17 protein-coding genes and 1 pseudogene are annotated in these 18,346 nt (G+C 65.3%); 14 read left to right on the top strand and 4 right to left on the bottom strand.

Features of this window, described 5'->3' with window-relative positions; genetic code table 11:
- Nucleotides 1–5 precede the first annotated feature (5 nt).
- Nucleotides 6–1,727, top strand: a complete 1,722-nt coding sequence (locus tag ACFVTG_RS00295) for a CocE/NonD family hydrolase (RefSeq protein WP_390277089.1) — start codon at nucleotides 6–8, stop codon at nucleotides 1,725–1,727.
- Between the two features lie 442 nt (nucleotides 1,728–2,169).
- On the opposite strand, the gene ACFVTG_RS00290 is transcribed toward ACFVTG_RS00295, so the two are convergent.
- Nucleotides 2,170–2,775 carry a DUF1326 domain-containing protein gene (locus ACFVTG_RS00290; RefSeq protein WP_284752317.1) on the bottom strand — a complete coding sequence of 202 codons (606 nt, stop codon included), beginning with the start codon at nucleotides 2,773–2,775 and terminating at the stop codon, nucleotides 2,170–2,172.
- Between the two features lie 237 nt (nucleotides 2,776–3,012).
- Between ACFVTG_RS00290 and ACFVTG_RS00285 the strand changes: the two genes are divergently transcribed.
- From ACFVTG_RS00285 to ACFVTG_RS00240, 10 genes are read left to right on the top strand one after another with little or no spacing between them, the layout of a single operon-like run.
- A complete protein-coding gene (locus ACFVTG_RS00285) occupies nucleotides 3,013–3,882 on the top strand; it encodes an FAD binding domain-containing protein (RefSeq protein WP_390277087.1) in 870 nt (289 codons plus the stop codon).
- Nucleotides 3,883–3,896: 14 nt separating this feature from the next.
- Nucleotides 3,897–4,421: a (2Fe-2S)-binding protein gene (locus ACFVTG_RS00280; protein ID WP_284752319.1), complete on the top strand. Its 525-nt coding sequence runs from the start codon at nucleotides 3,897–3,899 to the stop codon at nucleotides 4,419–4,421.
- Nucleotides 4,418–6,811, top strand: coding sequence for an aerobic carbon-monoxide dehydrogenase large subunit (locus ACFVTG_RS00275; RefSeq protein WP_390277085.1), 2,394 nt, complete (start codon nucleotides 4,418–4,420; stop codon nucleotides 6,809–6,811). Before ACFVTG_RS00280 ends, ACFVTG_RS00275 begins: the two co-directional genes overlap by 4 nt.
- Nucleotide 6,812: 1 nt before the next feature.
- Entirely contained in the window at nucleotides 6,813–7,769 is a 957-nt protein-coding gene (locus ACFVTG_RS00270; protein WP_390277082.1) for an XdhC family protein, read from the top strand.
- The gene (locus ACFVTG_RS00265) at nucleotides 7,753–8,697 is read left to right on the top strand and encodes a MoxR family ATPase (RefSeq protein ID WP_284752322.1); all 945 of its coding nucleotides are present in this window, start codon (nucleotides 7,753–7,755) and stop codon (nucleotides 8,695–8,697) included. The genes ACFVTG_RS00270 and ACFVTG_RS00265 overlap by 17 nt, the downstream gene beginning before the upstream one ends.
- Nucleotides 8,690–9,991 carry a VWA domain-containing protein gene (locus ACFVTG_RS00260; RefSeq protein WP_390277080.1) on the top strand — a complete coding sequence of 434 codons (1,302 nt, stop codon included), beginning with the start codon at nucleotides 8,690–8,692 and terminating at the stop codon, nucleotides 9,989–9,991. Before ACFVTG_RS00265 ends, ACFVTG_RS00260 begins: the two co-directional genes overlap by 8 nt.
- On the top strand, nucleotides 9,984–10,922 hold the full coding sequence (locus tag ACFVTG_RS00255; protein WP_390277078.1) for an ATP-binding cassette domain-containing protein: 939 nt from the start codon (nucleotides 9,984–9,986) through the stop codon (nucleotides 10,920–10,922). Before ACFVTG_RS00260 ends, ACFVTG_RS00255 begins: the two co-directional genes overlap by 8 nt.
- Complete coding sequence (locus tag ACFVTG_RS00250) at nucleotides 10,919–12,028, top strand: ABC transporter permease (RefSeq protein ID WP_390277075.1); 1,110 nt, start codon at nucleotides 10,919–10,921, stop codon at nucleotides 12,026–12,028. Before ACFVTG_RS00255 ends, ACFVTG_RS00250 begins: the two co-directional genes overlap by 4 nt.
- On the top strand, nucleotides 12,028–13,128 hold the full coding sequence (locus ACFVTG_RS00245) for an ABC transporter permease (RefSeq protein WP_390277073.1): 1,101 nt from the start codon (nucleotides 12,028–12,030) through the stop codon (nucleotides 13,126–13,128). Before ACFVTG_RS00250 ends, ACFVTG_RS00245 begins: the two co-directional genes overlap by 1 nt.
- Before the next feature lie 59 nt (nucleotides 13,129–13,187).
- The gene (locus ACFVTG_RS00240; protein WP_390277071.1) at nucleotides 13,188–14,078 is read left to right on the top strand and encodes a pyridoxal-phosphate dependent enzyme; all 891 of its coding nucleotides are present in this window, start codon (nucleotides 13,188–13,190) and stop codon (nucleotides 14,076–14,078) included.
- 14 nt (nucleotides 14,079–14,092) lie between these two features.
- Here the strand turns inward: ACFVTG_RS00240 and ACFVTG_RS00235 are convergent, their stop codons facing one another.
- On the bottom strand, nucleotides 14,093–15,019 hold the full coding sequence (locus ACFVTG_RS00235) for a LysR family transcriptional regulator (protein ID WP_390277069.1): 927 nt from the start codon (nucleotides 15,017–15,019) through the stop codon (nucleotides 14,093–14,095).
- Between the two features lie 148 nt (nucleotides 15,020–15,167).
- Here ACFVTG_RS00235 and ACFVTG_RS00230 point away from each other — a divergent pair, with 148 nt between their 5' ends.
- Nucleotides 15,168–15,608, top strand: coding sequence for a VOC family protein (locus ACFVTG_RS00230; protein WP_284752328.1), 441 nt, complete (start codon nucleotides 15,168–15,170; stop codon nucleotides 15,606–15,608).
- A gap of 138 nt (nucleotides 15,609–15,746) precedes the next feature.
- Nucleotides 15,747–15,854 (top strand): annotated as a pseudogene (locus ACFVTG_RS00225) (muconolactone Delta-isomerase family protein); the annotation flags it as partial.
- Nucleotides 15,855–15,875: 21 nt separating this feature from the next.
- Here ACFVTG_RS00225 and ACFVTG_RS00220 read toward each other — a convergent pair.
- Nucleotides 15,876–16,142 carry a GlsB/YeaQ/YmgE family stress response membrane protein gene (locus ACFVTG_RS00220; RefSeq protein WP_284752329.1) on the bottom strand — a complete coding sequence of 89 codons (267 nt, stop codon included), beginning with the start codon at nucleotides 16,140–16,142 and terminating at the stop codon, nucleotides 15,876–15,878.
- A 95-nt stretch (nucleotides 16,143–16,237) separates the two neighbouring features.
- Nucleotides 16,238–17,137, bottom strand: a complete 900-nt coding sequence (locus ACFVTG_RS00215) for a diacylglycerol/lipid kinase family protein (RefSeq protein WP_390277067.1) — start codon at nucleotides 17,135–17,137, stop codon at nucleotides 16,238–16,240.
- 185 nt (nucleotides 17,138–17,322) lie between these two features.
- Here ACFVTG_RS00215 and ACFVTG_RS00210 point away from each other — a divergent pair, with 185 nt between their 5' ends.
- Nucleotides 17,323–18,327 (top strand): transglycosylase domain-containing protein, encoded by a 1,005-nt coding sequence (locus ACFVTG_RS00210; protein ID WP_390277065.1) that lies wholly within the window; start codon nucleotides 17,323–17,325, stop codon nucleotides 18,325–18,327.
- Nucleotides 18,328–18,346 lie beyond the last annotated feature (19 nt).

Below are 18,346 nucleotides of genomic sequence, written 5' to 3'. Positions count from 1 at the left end.
CACTCATGGATGACTTTCAGTTGCTGGATGCAAGCGGGCAGGCTATTGCCGTCCGCAAGGACCTCCGGGTTCCGATGCGCGACGGAGTCGAGCTTGCAGCGGACGCCTACCACGGCCCCGAAAACAAGCCGCGCCCGGCATTGGTGGCACTCAGTCCGTACGGCAAGGAGCTGCAGGCCCTTGCCCTCACCACTCCCCCCCAGCGGCGCCCCAGCCCCATGTGGGACGGCTGCATCGAGGCCGGGGACATCGCCAGGATCGTCAAGGAAGACTACGTCCATGTCATCGGCGACCTCCGAGGCTCGGGCTTCTCGGGCGGCGAGCACATCGGCAACTACAACGCCGGAGGAGTGTCGCTAGGCCAGGACGCCTACGACTTCATCGAATGGGTTGCCGCGCAGCCATGGTGCGACGGGAACGTCGGCATGGTGGGCATCTCCTACTTCGGTTCGATGCAGGTGCTGGCCGCCGCCGAGCGTCCGCCGCACCTCAAGGCGATCTTCGTCTCCGGCGGCCATTACGACTTCTATGAAACGACGTACCACGGCGGCATCATGTGGTTCATGCCGCGTGCCGCCCGCGAAGGACGCGGAGGGGACTCGGGCTGGGCGTTCACCGACAACGTGAAGTCCCGCATGATCGAGACGTACTCTTCGGAGGAACTCAAGAAGCTCGTCGCCGAGCGCCTCGAGGATCCGGACATCGCGGCCTGGCCGAACCTGGTCCATGTACTGAACTACCCCAAGAACCACGAGGCCTGGTTCGACATCGTCATGAACGAACTGGACGGTGAATGGTACGAAGAACGCAACCCCATCACGTTAGCCCCGAACATCGACATCCCGGTCTGGCTGCAGCTCGACCAGGGCCGCGGATGGACCCTTGACGGCACCATCGAGTTGTACAACGCACTCAAGGGCCCGAAAAAACTGACCATCGGCCCCTACCCGCCCATGCAATCACGCCCCTTCATCGAGGAGCACGACAAAATGTTCCGGTGGTACGACTACTGGATCAAAGGCATCGACAACGGCGTCATGGAGGAGCCGCCCGTCAGCGTCTTCGTGGAGGGCTCGCGCGAAGTGGTGACCGCCGGGCAGTGGCCGCCGAAGGACATCGAGTACAAGTCCCTCTACCTCCGGCCGCGCCACAAGCTGTCGGAAGAGCCGGAGCCGATGGGTGCCGAGTACGCCGCCCCGGACGGTTTCTACCAAGCCCCCTTGACGGTGACCGACAAGGTGGAGATCCTCTCGTGGAGCACCCAGCCGTTCGAGCAGGACACCGAACTGATCGGCGCAGGCGCCGCCCATATCTTCGCGGAAATCGACCAGGCCGACACAAACTTCATTATGCGCCTCTGGGACACCGCGCCGAACGGGCAACGCCAGCTGATCACCACCGGCTACCTCAAGGCCTCGCACCGCGAGCTGGATGACCGGACCACCGAGGGCAACCCCTACCACCCGCACACCCGGTCAGTGCCGGTGGAGCCCGGGACGATCGAGGAGTACGTACTGCGGCTCTACCCGTTCGCCAACACGTTCAAGCCGGGTCATCGCCTCACGGTTGAACTGTCCAACGACGAGCCACTGGCCGATGAGCACAACGCACTGCTCCCGCCGGACGCCTTCCACTTGCCGGTGGGCCGCCCCGTCACCCACAAGATCTACCGCGATGCCGCGCACAAGTCACGGCTCGTCCTGCCGTTCACGACCCTGAACGGCTGAGCAACCGGACTTCTTTCCCTCCTGGCCTTCACACGACCGCAGCCAACCGCCACGGGTTGTCGGACCGCCTGACTAAGCTTCGCGTCCCCGGACGCTCGCTCACTTTTAGGGTGTTTTCCACCGACGCTCGCTCACATGATGTGAGCGAGCGTCCCGGAATTTGACGACATATCAGAGCGAGCGTCGTGGGTGAAGGCCTCACCGGCGCGTCACCGCCCGACGGCGGGCAGTCCCCTTGCGCGGCCATCTTGCCTTGCGCACGCCCTCGCCGGACGCTCGCTCATTTTCAGGGTGTTTTCCACCGACGCTCGCTCACGTTTAGGGTGTTTTCCACCGACGCTCGCTCGCATGATGTGAGCGAACGTCGTGGAACTTGACCGTATATGTGAGCGAGCGTCCCGGTCGACGTCAGACAATCTGGCGCTCGACCCAGGGGCGGCGCCTAGGCCGACCAGGCAAAAGGAGCCGAGAAGGAGTTCTTCCCGGCGTTGTCCCAGGTCATCCCGAACACGTCCACGCGGGCCGTGCTGGCTGTGCCCGCCGCCAGGGTGTCGGCCGGGAACCCGATCCCGCTGATTTTCACCCCGAGTCCTGTGGCATCCATCGGAGACACAAAGTCCTCCACAGCCATGTCGACGGCGCTGCCGATTCGGACCTGGTGCATGCGCCCGTCCTCGGTGTAGGCCATTTCCAGGGACTCCATTCCCGCCATTTCACCGATCAACGGCGTGAGGCCCTCCATCGGTCCGCCGAGCTGTCCACCGAAGACGCCACCGAGCGCTTCCGCCTGCTCCGGCGAGGCGGCGGCATCCATCAGAACGCCGATCTTCCATCCCCCGTCACTCATGAGGGCGGGCGTATCGGCGACGACGCAGACCGTCAGGCCTCCGACGTCGACGCCGTTTACCTCACCCGTGTCCACATGAAAGGCCAGGGCCACGTTGCAGCGATCGTTATCCGCCGGTGCGGTCAGCCCTGAAGTCGAACAAGGGCAGACCATGTCGCAGTTGCAATTCTCAAAATACGTACCCTCGACGTGCCACGACATCTGGGGCTCCTTTCGGCGAGGCATCCCCAGAAAAAAGTCTCCTCGCGGGCCAGAACAGTGTCAACGCTCTCCGGATCGCTCACGGGTCCATGGGGCGCCTGGGAAATTCTTTTTGCCATTCAGAATGGCCGTGATCTTGCCCCCTTGGCCATGTTGACACCCACAATGACGCGGGCAAGACTGATCATAGGTCCGCGTCCTACGAGGTGCAGGATGTCTGGCCCTAAGGGGTGGACAATGCAGATTCCGGCTCCATTTGATTACGAGCGCGCGAGCGACGTCGCAAACGCGCTGACCCTCCTCGAACGCCACGGTCCCGAGTCGCGCATCATCGCCGGCGGACACAGCTTGCTGCCGATGATGAAGCTGCGCCTGGCGCGGCCGGAGTGGCTGATCGACATCAACGACCTCGCGGAACTGGAATTCATCCGTCGCGAAGGTGATCAGTTGCGAGTCGGCGCATTAACCCGCCACACAGCGCTCCTCGAGTCAGCCGACGTCGCAGAGCTCTTTCCGATTATCCGCGACGCCGAGCAGGTGATCGCGGACCCTGTGGTCCGCAACCGCGGCACGATCGGCGGCTCGCTCTGCCAAGCGGATCCGGCCGAAGACCTGTCTACCGTTTGCGATGTTCTGCGCGCCCAAGCCGTGATCCGCGGCCCCGATGGCGAACGGATCGTCGCGATGTCGGATTTCCACCGCGGCCCTTACGAAACCGCCGTTGCGCAGAACGAACTGTTGTACGAAGTCCGCTTCACGATCCGCCCTCGTTCGGGCAGCGCCTATGAAAAAGTGGAACGCCGGGTAGGTGACTGGGCAGTCGTCGCGGCCGGGGCCGCCGTCGGGCTCTCCGCAGAAGGCACGGTGGAAGAGGCAGCCATCGGGCTGACGGCGGTCGGGCTGGACGGCACTGTTCCAGAGGCCGAAGCCGTGCTCCGCGGACAGCAGCCGCGTGAAGACCTGTTCGTCGAGGCCGCCCGCATCGCAGCCGCCGCCTGCCACCCGGTGGACGACCAGCGTGGGCCGGTCGACTACAAACGGCACCTGGCCGATGAACTCACCCGCAGGGTCCTGCGCCGTGCTTGTGCGCGCGCCGCAGGTGCATAGGAAGGCTGAAAGCAATGCAGGTCAGCATGACGGTCAACGGGGACAAGGTGACCCGGGAGATCGAACCCCGGGTGTTGCTGGTCCATTTCATCCGCGAAAACCTTGGATTGACCGGCACGCACTGGGGATGCGACACGAGCAATTGCGGAACCTGCGTGGTCCTGATGGACGGACAACCGGTGAAATCGTGCACCGTGCTGGCAGCCATGGCCGACGGACACGACATCCGGACCGTTGAAGGACTGGCTGTCGGCGGCACGCTCGATCCGGTGCAGCAGGGGTTCATGGAGGAACACGGCTTGCAATGCGGATTCTGCACTCCGGGCATGATGCTCACGGCCAGGGCCCTGCTGGACCGCAACCCGCATCCCGACGACGCCGAGATCCGCCAAGCCATTTCCGGGCAGATTTGCCGGTGCACCGGTTATGCGACGATCGTCCGCTCGGTGCAATGGGCCGCAGCCCACCCGCTCGGTGCTCAGGCGGAAGGGGACGCCGCCGGTGCCGAGGAGTCCACTTCTGAAGAGGTGACGGCATGACCACCGTCCAGGAGCATGCACCCAACCCGGCGGCCGGAGACCCGGGCCGCCCGATCGGCTTCGGCCGTCTCCAGCGCAAGGAGGACCCGCGGTTCGTCCGCGGCAAGGGCAATTACCTCGACGACATCGTGCTGCCCGGCATGCTGCATGGAGCCATCCTGCGCGCACCCGTTGCGCATGCCCGGCTGGTTTCAATAGATACCACCGAGGCGTTGGCGCATCCCAAGGTCCTCGCCGTCATCACCGGCAAGGACCTGCAGGCCCTCAACCTCGCGTGGGCGCCCACCCTGTCGGCGGACGTCCAGGCAGTCCTTGTCACGGACAAGGTCCGCTTCCAAGGCCAGGAGGTCGCTTTCGTCGTCGCCGAGGACCGCTACGCCGCCCGGGACGCCCTGGAGCTGATCGACGTCGAATACGATATGTTGCCACCGGTGATTGATGCCCGCCGCGCCCTCGATCCCGGCGCGCCGGTCATCCGTGACGATATCGAGGGCCGGACCGACAACCGGATCTTCGATTGGGAGATCGGCGATGCGGCCGAAACCGAGGCCGTGTTCGCGGCTGCCGACGTCGTCGTCGCCCAGGAGGTCGTGTATCCGCGCGTGCACCCGGCACCCATGGAAACCTGCGGCGCTGTCGCGGACTTCGATCCGGTCGACGGCAGGCTGACGCTCTACGAGACGACACAGGCCCCGCATGCCCACCGGACTCTGTACGCGATAGTCGCCGGCATCCCGGAGCACAAGATCCGGATCGTCTCCCCCGATATCGGCGGAGGCTTCGGCAACAAGGTGGGCATCTATCCCGGCTACGTCCTCGCCGTCGTCGGCTCGATTGTCACCGGCAAGCCGGTGAAATGGGTGGAGGACCGCTCGGAAAACCTGATGTCGACGTCGTTCGCCCGCGATTACATCATGCAGGGCGAGATCGCGGCCACCAAGGACGGCAAGATCCTGGCAGTCCGGACCAGCGTGCTGGCAGACCACGGTGCCTTCAACGCGACTGCACAGCCCACCAAGACCCCGGCCGGCTTCTTCTCCATCTTCACCGGGAGCTATGACCTGAAGGCGGCCTACTGCAAGGTCACGGGCGTCTACACCAACAAGGCCCCCGGGGGCGTGGCATATGCCTGTTCCTTCCGCGTGACCGAAGCGGTTTACCTCGTGGAGCGCATGGTGGACATCCTGGCCAGGAAACTGGAGATGGATCCGGCAGAGCTTCGGCTGAAGAATTTCATCAAGCCGGAGCAATTCCCCTACGCCAACAAGACCGGCTGGGTCTACGACTCGGGCAACTACGAGCCTGCCATGCGGCTGTCGATGAAAATGGCCGGGTACGAGGATCTCCGGCGCGAGCAACTCGAAAAGCGGGAGCGCGGTGAGCTGATGGGCATCGGCGTCTCCTTCTTCACCGAGACTGTCGGCGCCGGGCCCCGCAAGCACTTCGACATCGTTGGGCTCGGCATGGCCGACGGCGCTGAACTCCGCGTCCATCCCACCGGCAAGGCCGTCGTCAGGATCTCGGTGCAAAGCCAGGGGCAGGGCCACGAAACCACGTTCGCGCAGATCGTGGCCGAGGAGCTCGGCATCCCGCCGGAGAGCATCGACGTTGTCCACGGCGACACTGACCAGACGCCCTTCGGCCTGGGCACGTACGGGAGCCGCTCGACGCCGGTCAGTGGTGGCGCGGTGGCGCTTGTGGCGCGGAAGGTCCGGGACAAGGCGAGGTTCATTGCCGCAGCGATGCTTGAGACGCGGCCCGAGGACCTCGAGTGGGAAAAGGGCCGCTGGTTCGTCAAGGGCGATCCAAGCGTCGGCAAGACGATCGCCGAGATCGCGTTCGGCGCCCACGGCACCGTGGCCCTGCCCGAGGGCATCGACGGCAACCTCGACGCGGAGGTGACTTATGACCCTCCCAACCTGACATTCCCGTTCGGCGCTTACATCTGCGTGGTGGACGTCGACGCCGGGACGGGCCACGTCAAGGTCCGGCGCTTCATCGCGGTGGACGATTGCGGGACCCGGATCAACCCGATGATCATCGAGGGCCAGGTCCACGGCGGGCTCACCGACGGCGTCGGGATGGCGCTCATGGAGATCATCGCGTTCGACGAAGAGGGAAACTGCCTCAGCGGCTCGTTCATGGATTACCTCATCCCGACGGCGATGGAAGTCCCGGATTGGGAGACCGGGTTTACCGTCACGCCCTCGCCGCACCACCCCATCGGCGCCAAAGGCATCGGCGAATCCGCCACGGTCGGGTCCCCGCCGGCCATCGTCAACGCCATCGTGGATGCTTTGACGCCCTATGGCGTGACGCACATGGATATGCCGTGCACGCCAGCGCGGGTGTGGGAAGCCATGCAGGGCCGGGCCAGGCCACCGGTGTGACATGCCCCTGCACGGAGAAGCCTTGGCGGCAAGGGCGCAGGAACTTGTGGAACGCCGGGAACCGTTTGTGCGCGCCACGGTAGTGCGCGCGCAGCACCCAACGAGCGCCCACGCCGGGGACACGGCCCTGGTGCTGGCCAACGGGGACATCGACGGGTTCCTGGGCGGCACGTGCGTCGAGGCTTCCGTGCGCGAATACGGCCTGCAGACCCTGTCCAAGCACGAACCGTTGTTGCTCCGTGTTGTCCCCGGCGAACCGTCCCGCACCCGCGAGGAGGGCGCCGTCGAGGTTTCAAACCCCTGCCTCAGCGGCGGCGCGGTGGAGATCTTCCTTGAGCCGCAGATGCCCGCTCCCCGGGTGGTGGTGGTCGGCGCGACGCCCGTTGCACAGGCGTTGGGGGCCTTGGGTGCCATCCTCGACCTGGACATGGAACTCAGCGACGGAACCGCCGCGGAGCCGCGGGCCGACGACGCCGCCCTCATCGTCGCGTCGCAGGGCCGGGACGAGGAGCCCGCGTTGGAGGCCGCACTCCGGCTAGGGGTGCCGTACGTCGCCCTGGTTGCCAGCCGCACGCGCGGCGCCGCCGTCCTGGCCTCACTCGACGTCGACGACGGCCAGCGTGCGCGCGTGCACAGCCCGGCCGGGCTGCTGCTGGGCGGCCGGACGCCTGCTGAGATTGCGCTGTCGATTCTGGCCGAGCTCGTGTCCGTGCGCCACCTCGGCGCGGCTGGAGAGACTACGGCGGCGGAGGCTGCGACGCCGGATCCGGTGCCGGCGAGCGCCAAACCCGCGAGCGCCGAACCCGCGAGCGCCGTGGACCCCGTCTGCGGCATGAGCGTCGCGGCTGTGGAGTCGACGCTGCATGCCGAGTATGGCGGAGCGACGTACTACTTCTGTTCCCCTGGATGCAGGAGGGCCTTCCTCGCCGATCCGGAACGCTATGCCACTGCGTCCTGAGTCCGGGGCTGCCGGGCCGGTGCGGGCGGGAGCGGAAGACGAGGTGCGGCGTCTTGTACCGGACGTTTCCTCCCTCATGTCCGCGCTCGACGACGGCGACTACCTCGCCGACGTCGGACTGGGGACCGCATTGTTCCTGTCTGTCCGCTTGCCGCAACCCATCCTGCTGGAGGGTGAGGCCGGCGTCGGGAAGACCGAGGCGGCGAAGGCGCTGGCGAGGGTGCTCGACACTCCCCTGTATCGCTTGCAGTGCTACGAGGGTATCGATGTGGGCGAGGCCCTGTACGAGTGGAACCATCAACGCCAGCTTCTTGGCATCCGCTTGGCGGAGGTCCGGGATGTCCGTGTGGAGGAGGCCGATCTCTTCGGGGAACAGTATTTGCTGCGCCGACCGCTGCTGAAGGCGATCGAGCATCCCGGCCCGCGTCCGGCGGTCCTGCTGCTGGATGAGATCGACCGGGCGGACGCGGAGTTCGAGGCCTTCACTTTCGAGCTGCTGGCCGAGGCCGCGGTGACGATCCCGGAGCTGGGCACTATCCGGGCGACGCATCCGCCCGTCGTCGTCCTCACCTCCAACCGGACCAGGGACCTGCATGACGCACTGACCCGGCGCTGCCTGTACCACTGGATTGACTACCCACGGCCCGAGCGCATCGCCGCGATCGTTCGCCGCAGGGTTCCCGCGAGCGCCGAGCCGCTAGCCCTGGATGCCGCGGCGGCTATCACGAGGCTGCGGTCCCTGGACATGGCCAAACCCCCGGGGATCGCGGAGGCAATCGACTGGGTGTCCGCGCTGACGGTGCTCGGCGTGGACCGGCTGGATCCGGCTGCGGTGAAACAGACCTGGGGTTCTGTCCTGAAGAATCGCGACGACTTGGACATTGCGTGGGCCCGGGGTCCGGCGTGGGTGGCCGGCGGCAATGACTGAACACGCGCTCGGGGATGGCCTGGCCGACGTCGATGCTGCGGCTTTGGCGGTCGCGTTCAGCACGGCCCTGCGCCGTGCAGGGCTGCCGAACTCCCCGGACCGCGCTGCCTGGCTGGCCCAGGCGCTCCGGATCGTTCCCCCTGCTTCCCGTGAGCCGTTGTACTGGACGTGCCGGGTGGCGCTCGTCTTCTCGCATGAACAACTGCCGGTATTCGATGCCGTCTTCTCAGCGGCATTTGACGGGACGGCCGCATTTGACGGAATGGCCGATCCGGCAGACACCCGCGGTGATGCCAACAGCCCACCGGCAATCGGCGCGACAGAGCACACCCGGGCAGCTCCGAGCGAACGACGACCGGCTCATGCTGCCGGCCAGCTCCCGGCGTCGCGGGCACCTGTCGCCCTCCCCGGCATAGAGAGCGACGGCGACGAATCCAACGCTCCCGGGTTCGAGGCTATCCTGGCCATGGCCTCCGCTGACGAGCACCTGCACGAGAAGTCCTTCGCCGAGCTCACCCCCGAAGAGACCGCCCGGGTGCGTCAGCTGGTGCGGCGCATCGTGCTCGCTACACCGGAGCGCCGAAGCCGCCGGACACGCCAGTGGGCGCACAGCGGCGCAAAGCTCGACCTCCGCCGCACCATCCGCGCGGCCCGGCGCACCGGCGGCGACGCAAGCACCTTGGTCTATGCCCGCCGTCGTCCCCGTCCGCGCCGCTTGGTGTTCCTATGCGATGTATCCGGCTCCATGGAACCGTACACGCAGGTCTTCCTGTCCCTGCTGCAGGGAGCGGTGGCGGGCGCCCAGGCCGAGGCGTTCGTGTTTTCCACCCGGCTGACCCGGCTGACCCGGCAGCTTTCGAACCGGAATGCACACGAAGCCCTCGCTCTTGGAGCCGCAGCCGCCCCGGACTGGGCAGGTGGCACACGGCTCGCGGAGAGCCTCCGGCACTTCATCGACGGTCATGGGCGCCGTGGGCTGGCCCGGGGCGCGGTCATTGTGGTGCTCTCCGACGGCTGGGCCCAGGATGCGCCGGAATTGGTGGGCGCCCAGATGGCGCGGTTGCGGCGCCTTGCGTACCGGATCGTCTGGGTCAATCCGAGGAAGGCCGGCACGGACTACCAACCGTTGGCAGGCGGTATGGCAGCCGCGCTGCCGTACTGTGACGCCTTCGTCAGCGGGCACAACTACGCGGCTTTGGCGGATGCCGCAACCGCCATTCGCGCGGAGCGGTCCCGCCCGGCGCGAATGGCGGGCAGTGCCACCGGACAGGACAGGGAGGAAGGGAATGACTGAAACAGCCATCGAGCTCATAGGTGTGACCAAGCGGTTCGGCTCCCTCACCGCCGTCGACGACCTCAGCCTGCAGGTGGAGCGTGGGGAGATTTTCGGCCTTCTCGGGCCCAATGGCTCAGGCAAAACGACCATCATCAACATGATCAGCGGCCTCAGCCGCCCGAGTTCCGGCGGGGTCAGGGTTCTAGGCATCGACCTGCTGAAGGATCCACGCGGGATCCGGCGTTCGCTCGGGACAGTACCGCAGGAGAACGCCCTGTACGAGGAGCTCACAGCGGAGGCCAACCTCCGGTTTCATGCCGATCTCTTCGACGTGCCTAAGCATGGTCTTGATAAGAAGATCACCTCGCTGCTCGAATTGGCGCAACTGGAGGAGCGCCGGAAGAGCCGCGTCGCCACGTTCTCCGGCGGCATGAAGCGAAGGCTGGCGTTGGTCCGGGCCATGCTCCACGAACCGGAGCTGCTCTATTTCGACGAACCGACCCTCGGAGTCGACGTGCAGAGCAGGCATGCCCTCTGGGACCGGATCCTCGAACTCAAGGAGCACGGCACCACGGTTCTCATCACCAGCAACTACCTCGAGGAAGCGAACGCCCTGTGCGATCGCCTGGCCATCATCGACCGCGGACGGCTGGTGGCGCTCGATTCGCCGTCCAAGCTGCGGCGCAGCTTTGGTGACACGGTCGTCGAAATGCGCACACATCCGGCGCCTGGGGAGGACATCGTTCGAAAGGTCCTTGCGCTCCCCGGCGTCGTCTCGGCAGTTACTTCCGACGGCTCGCTGAAGGTCACTGTGGAAGGCGGCTCCGATGTCACCGGCAGGGTGGTGACCGCCGTCGTCGGATCCACGAGCCTGGAGGAGATCCAGAGCCGCGAACCGAGCCTCGACGAGGTCTTCTTGAGCCTGACTGGCAAGGAGCTCCGGGAATGAGCATCCGCCATGACCTTCGTGTGATCCGGGCCGTCGCGGCGACGGACATCCGCCTCACCCTCCGGGAGCCGCTCTTCGCGATCATCGGCGTCCTCATCCCCATCAACTTTTTGCTGCTCTTCCTCCTCTTCGCGATCAGCGGCGGCCAGGCACCGATCGCGGTCGTGATGAATGACCGCGGACCGCTCGCGGAGCGCTTCGTCCAGGCCATGGACGGATCGCATTCGTTCATCATCCACACCGCGAGCCCGGCCGACGCAGAACGCGAGATCCGTTCCGGCAGCATTGTCGCCGTCGTCACCGTGCCACAAGAGTTCGACGCCGCACTCGCCGCCGGAGCGCGAATCGAGATTCCGGTGGAAGTCAACAACTTGAACGTCGACTTCACCAACGACATCCGGCGGGCAGTTCCTTTGTCCATCACGTCCTTCTACGCGGATGCCTTCCCCGACCAGGTGGTAGTGACCGCCCGCGAATCCGACGTCCAAGCCCAAGACACCGGCTACATTCCGTACCTCGCCGTGAGCATCATGGTTGCCGGCCTGATGCTCGCGTCCCAGCTGCAAGGAAGCGTCAATACCGCGCGGGACTACGAGCTCGGGACCATCAAGGAACTCGCTTTGGCGCCTGTGAGCCGTTTGACCATCGGGGTGGGCAAGGTGCTGGGCGCCGCAGTCCTCGCGGCGGCGTCCGCGCTGCTGTTACTCGCCGTCGTGGTCCTCTTTATCGGAGTCCGTCCGCTCCACCCCCTCGAAGTATTGGGCTTCGGACTCCTGATACTGGCGGCGTTCCTCGCCCTCGGCGTCCTCGTCGGGACACTCGTCCGTCGGAGGCAGCAGGCAATCCCCCTGTCCATCGCGGCCGTTCTTCCCCTGTTCTTCTTGAGCGGACCGTTCGGGCCGGCGAACTGGCTGGGCGCCATCCCCGGCGGGATCGCCGCGATATCTCCCCTCACGTATGCGATCGCCGCCTTCCAGCACGCCTTCCACGGCTACCAAACGGCTCCGCAAGGCCTGACCGTCGACGCGATCGTGCTGGCAGCCTTCACCTTGGTGGCCGTCGGGTTCGCGGCCTTCGTGTTCGGCCGGCGGGGGGCGAGGCACTGATGGCCGCCGGACGTGCCGTGCTCGCCATAGCGGCGAAAGACATCCTGACCTGGTTCCGCACGCCGTCGGCGATTCTGGCCAGCCTCCTGCCTCCCGTCGCATTCCTGCTGATCATCTTCGTGGTGGCCGGGGCGGTCGGACGGAACCCGGTCGCGCTGGTGGTCGAGGACAGCGGGCCGCAGGCGCAGCGACTCGTCTCGATCCTTGAGGACTCCGACGCGTTCCGCGTCCAGCGGGCGACTCCCGTTGAGGCCACCCATCTGCTGGACACGCTCCAAGTCGCGGCGGTCATCACCGTACCCGCCGCGTTCGACGACGACTACCGGGCACAGCGGCCCGACCCCGTCAGCGTGCAGATCAACAACCTGAACCTCGACTTCACCAACGATCTGCGCCGCTCAGTTCCGGCTGCCATTACCAACTTTTATGCGGGCCAGCCGGACACGCCGATCATGGTTGGCGTCGCCGAATCGGACCTGAGGCCGCACGACGTCGGCCTGGTCCAGTTCCAGCTCGTGCCGATCCTGGTGCTCCTGCTCACGATCATGGGGATCGTCAACGGCGGATTGGCCGCCGCCCGTGAGTTCGAAGACCTGACCATCAAGGCACTGTTGCTTTCGCCCATCGGCCGCGGCTCGCTCATCGCCGGAAAGATCCTGGCGTGCTGGGTGACAACAATGCTCGTGGCGGCGGTGGTGCTGCTCTTGTCGTTCGCTTTTGGGGTCCTCCGGCCTGCCGGCTGGTATTGGTTTCCGGCGCTGGCCGCGATCGGACTGATCGCGCTAGCGGCCGCTGGGTTGGGGACTGCCTTGGGAGGTGCGCTGCGGCGCTTCTCGGCAGTTGCCGGGGCCGGCATCAACCTGTCGATCTACCTGTTCTTCCTCAGCGGGGGAATCAGTGTTGCGGCGTTCTTGCCGGATTGGATCCAGGCCATAGCGCATTTCACACCAACTTTTTACGGCGTGGATGCCTTGGAGGCCGCGATCTTCTACCAATCGACCGACAACCTGGGCCGGGACCTCGGGGTGCTGGGGGTGACTGCCGCAGCCGGGCTCGTTTTGGGGACCGTGTCCCTTCGGCGGCGGCTCGTCGCGTACTAACCTCCGATGGCGCCTCCGTTCCCTTGACCTTTGGTACGAAGCTAAGGATGGAAGAGAAAATGCAATTCTTTTTACGGCCGACACCGGTAGAAGCCGTACCCCGGCTAGCCGCGGCCCTCGGCATCCCAGGAGACCGGTTGGTCTTCAAACGCGATGACCTGATGGGCCTTGCCGGCGGTGGCAACAAGGTGCGTAAGCTCGAAATCCTCATGGCGGACGCTGTAAAGCAGGGTGCGCGCGTCCTGGTGACCACTGGCGCTCAGCAAAGCAATCACGCGCGGCTCACGGCTGCCGCGGGAGCCCGCCTTGGAATGCACGTGATACTAGTGCTTGCTGGAGAACGCCCGGAGAAACTCACTGGCAACCTCCTGCTCGATTACATCTTGGGCGCTGAGCTTGTATTCGCCGGGACCTCGGACACCGAAGGCATCGCCGCTGAGTTGGCGGGTGCACGCGACGCGTTCCGGATACCTTTCGGCGGAACGAACGCGCTCAGCGCGGAGGCGTATCGGCAAGCGGGAATGGAGCTACTCGAGCAGGTGCCTGATCTGGGGAGCGTCACCGTGGCAGTAGGCTCCGGCGGGACGATGGCTGGCCTCGTCGCAGCGATTGGGGCGGAGCGCGTACTCGGTGTTGACTCCGGAGCTCTCAAAGATGCGCGAACCGCCGTCGCACGCCTCCTCGACGAGATGGGCTTTGCCAGCGGCGCGCTTCACATTGATGGGGAGCAGGTCGGCGCCGGATACGGATACCTCACCGAGGCGGCACGGGAAGCGATAGATCTGACCGCCCGGATGGAAGGCATTATCCTCGACCCGACATACACCGGGCGTGCTATGGCCGGCTTAATCAGCGCGGCACGCCACGATCGCCTACCAGAGGGCACGGCAGTATTTCTCCATACGGGCGGGCTGCCAGGTCTTTTCGGCCACGAGCAAATCCACTCCTAGGGGTGCGGAACGCTTCACGATTGCTTTTCAGTGCTTGGGGGCCAGTGGGTTTCGGTCGGGGGGATTCGCCACCCAGCCGCCGAGGCACCGTCGATCAACGTTCGGATCGCGCCCGCGACGATAGGCCGCGTGTCATCCGCGCGGTGCAGCAGATCCCATGCCCACAGCGGTACCGGGGACGTGACAGGCCGGCGGGTCAACGTGGGCGGCATCGGCGCCGCATGGCGCTTGGGCGACTGCAGCACCGGCCGCTTCAAACGAGCCACATGCTCGAAGAATGCCGGGCCGGTAATGCCACCGTCGTCGATGTGTGTGACGGACGCCCCGCTGGCCTTAGCGAAGGCCAACGCATAGCGGTTCCACGAGTCCCAGGACGCTTCGTCAACATCGACGAGAACCGTGAGCTCGGCTGCTGGCACGCTGTCGTGACGGGTCGCGTGGTGGGTGCCTGGCATGACCGCCTGCAGTCGCTCGTACTTTAGGAGCTCGGCCACCAGGTTCTGCCGCACGACGTCGGCGTTCTCAATCCACGCGATGGCGAGGTCGAGGCTGCCTTCGGCCACCCGTGCCGCTTGGGTATGGGATGGCAGGACCCACTCGTCGATACGGACCCGAAGGGTGGGCGTTGTCGCGATCCCTGGGGGAAGCCAACTGACATAGCCCAGCCGCAGCGGCAACTGTCGGTCGCCGTTGCGAGCCCGATCGAACGCTCGTGCGGCAGCGGCCAAGACCTCGCGGGCATCAGTCAGGAACTCGCTGCCGGCGGGCGTCAACTCGACATGCCTGCGATCGCGGATGAGCAGACTCGTCCCAAGCTCGCGCTCGAGGTTGATGATTTGCTGAGAGAGCGACGGCCCGGCAATGTGAAGCCGCTCCGCGGCTCGACCGAAATGCAGCTCCTCGGCGACAACGACGAAGTAGGTGAGCTGCCGCAGTTCCACGAGATCGATTGTACGCCGCGATGACCGGTGGGAGGCGGGGCCTACCAGTGTTCGGATACAAGTCGTGGACCGCGGCCGTGCACTCGGGTTGACTCAGAGAAGGGGCACCCGCCCGGAGACCAACAAACACAGAAAGCGACAGTTAGCCATGAGTGCAGGCATCCCGATGAAGCTCGAGGTCCAGGTCATCGCGGTATCGGACCCGGACCGATCCAAGAAGTTTTACGCACAACTGGGTTGGCGCCTCGACGAAGACGCCGCCCCCATGGAAGGGTTGCGCATTGTCCAGTTCACCCCGCCGGGCTCGGGAACCTCGGTCGACTTCGGCCTTGGTCTCAACCCGGCCAAGCCGGGCTCAGCCGTGAACACACTCGTCGTTTCCGACATTGAAGCTGCCCACCACGAACTCGTCGGGCGTGACATCGAGGTGACTGACATCTGGCACGGTCCCCCGTTCCCGGTTGAGGCGCGGCAGCCCGGCGTCGACCCCGAACGCACCAGTTACGGGTCCTTCTGCTCTTTCGAAGACCCCGACGGCAATCTGTGGATCGTCCAGGAAGTCACCGATCGCCTCCCGGGCCGCATCTAACTCGACCCGGAAAAGATGCCTCGCGGGACTAGATCACGCAACAAACTCGCGCAGATGGGCCACCTCCTGCGATTGTGGCGGCCGCCCACAGAGCCGGGCGAGTGGCGCACTCTCGGCCTCTGAAGCGCCGACACTGAAGCCGATCTCAAGGAAATCCTTGCCTCGCTCCCGTTGCACGTGTGGATGACCGCGGAGATCACGCCACTGAATCCACACCCGAACGATCCTGTGCCGGCGAAGGCCTGACCATCTACGAGCCATCCACGCCTAGACTCTGCTTCGACGTCCTCTGAATAGGCCGAAGATCAGCAACACGATGACGGCTCCCAGGATGGACAGCAGCCAGGTCCTGAGATCGAAGAAGTTTCCGAGTCCGCCCCCGAAGGCGAGGGAACCGATCCAACCACCAAGAAATGCCCCGACGACCCCCAGGAGAAGAGTAAGCAGCAAGCCGCCGCCCTGTCTTCCAGGAAGAATGGCCTTTGCGATGGCGCCCGCAATCAGGCCGAGAAGAAGAAAAGCAAGAATTCCCATGGCGCATCTCCTTTGCAAGCGAAGGCAGCGCCAGTGTGGCGCTTCGCCTCTGAGTTAATCAGCATGCTTACTGGCAGGCAAGGTCCCGCGCTTCCCTATCCCAGGGTGGAGAGGGCCGCTGGGGCACACTCAATCCTGACCTGGGTCTCGGCATCAACGGATTTCACTTCGCCGTCGATCTGATATGCCAGGGGCTTGACGGTGGTGAACGAGTAGCTACTCACGCTGGGCTGGTCCCCCAGGCCCTTCGTAGCGGCCCGCAGCGCCGTCAAGAGGACCCTCCACTTTGGCTTGTGGGCAAAGGCGATCACTTCGAATTTTCCGTCAGAGAGCTTGTCGTCGGCGTCGCTGAGCGTCGCGTACTTCGCCATCTCCGGAATATTGGCGAGCACGAGACTGTCGAAGCTGCGGCGCTTGCCGTCGGCCTGTTGTATCTCGAAGGGCTCGAACTTTGAGAAGGTGCGCATCACGGAGACCATTTCCTTCAGGGCTCCCTTGCCGCCCTTTTCCAAGTCCATAGCCACCACCGGCGTCAGCCCGAAGCCGACATAGGAGTGCGCGTACTCCCCGGGCAAGTCCGATCCCTTGCCCGTGTGCACCCGGAGCAAGTCAATGCTTCGCACCCTGCCCGCGGCGATTGCTTCTCCCAGCGGCTTGGTGCCGGTGGTCCGCCGGTGATCATTGGCATTCCCCGCCCCCAGCACCGCGCACACGGCCCTGGGATTGCCACCTTGCATCACGCCGTTGACAACCTCGTTGTAGCCGCCGTCACCACTGACTGACACAACCAGCACGTGCCCGCCACCGCTGACAGCGTCCCGTGCCAGCTCGACTGCATGGCCGGCGTGGCCGGTCGGCTGGAGCCTGATGTCCACCGGGTAGCTGAGAAGATCCTCCAGCTCGTTGTGGAGACCCTCGGCCAGCCTGCGTGCATCCCCCGTGCTGTTGGGATTGAAAATAATGACGATCGATTCAAAGGTCCGTGCAGAAGTCATTGCCGCTCCGATATTCGCTCGTGATGACTTCGGTAAGTGTACTTACAATCTTCTCCTGCACCCTAAGGGATCGGGACCCCGGCTACTTTGCTGAACGGAACAACCAGCAAGGCCCGGTAGACTTTCGTGCCATCCTCTCCCCCTTCCGGGGGTAACTGCGCGGGACGAGAAGCAAAGGCAGACCGATGGAAACTCCAACACCACCGACCCCGCCTCGGCGTCCGCAGCCCGGAAGACCTCCTTCAGCGGGCCGCCCCGATCCTGCCCGGGCCAGGGTCGTCAGCTACCCGTTGCCAGTCCCCTTGGAGCCGCAAGAGCCGGATCAGGCCCAGCCGCCGTTTCCCTCAGGCGGTAAGAATGCTAAGCGATCCAAGCGGAAGTGGCGGCGCAAGCTCCTCCTGGCGCTGATCACCCCGCTGGTTCTGGTCCAAATCATCGCCTTCATGTTCAGCATGGGCGTGACCCCGCCGCGCACCGCCTACATGCTGGAGGCGGGCGAGCCCAACGTCTACCAGTTCGTCTCGATCAACCACATGAGCCGCCACCTGCTGGCCGCGACCATCGCCCATGAAGACGAACAGCTCGGAACACGCAGCGGGGCCTTCGATCTTGGCGACCTCCAGGCGAGGGCACAAGCGTATTTCCAGGGAAAGCCCGACCCCAGCGGTTCCACCATCCCCCAGCAGCTGGTCAAGAACATCTTCCTCTGGGACGACCAGAACGCCGTCCGCAAGGGAATCGAAGCCGTCCTGGCGACCCAGTTCAGCTACACGTTGAGCCCCCAACGCACCTTGGAGCTCTACCTGAACTATGCCCAGTTCGGCCCCCATCTCTACGGCGTCTGCGCCGCCAGCTGGTACTACTTCGGAACGCCGCCGTGGAACATGTCCGATTACCAGTCGGCCCAGCTGATGGGCGTCCTTCCATTGCCGGATCTCGTCAAGCGGGACCCCAACGGAGGCATCTACCTCGGCGCAGGTGTCAACCCTGCCGTGTGGAACCTCGTGAACGGCGCCGCGAACGTCTGGGTCCCCCGGCAGCTCGTTGGCCTGGGCGGCTGGCAGGGGGCCGTTGCGACGGTCGGCATCACCGATACTGCCGACAGCCATGCCGACCAGCGCTCCGACAACGATGCGTGCTCGACCATGCCCCAAAGCGTGAAGGACCGGATCCAAAGCGAAGCAGGCTAGGGCCACCCGGACCGCGGCC

The organism is Arthrobacter sp. NPDC058127, from assembly GCF_042884555.1.
Taxonomy (GTDB): domain Bacteria; phylum Actinomycetota; class Actinomycetes; order Actinomycetales; family Micrococcaceae; genus Arthrobacter.
The sequence above is the reverse complement of the archived record's forward strand: the minus strand, read 5'-3'. Positions and strand labels throughout refer to the sequence as shown.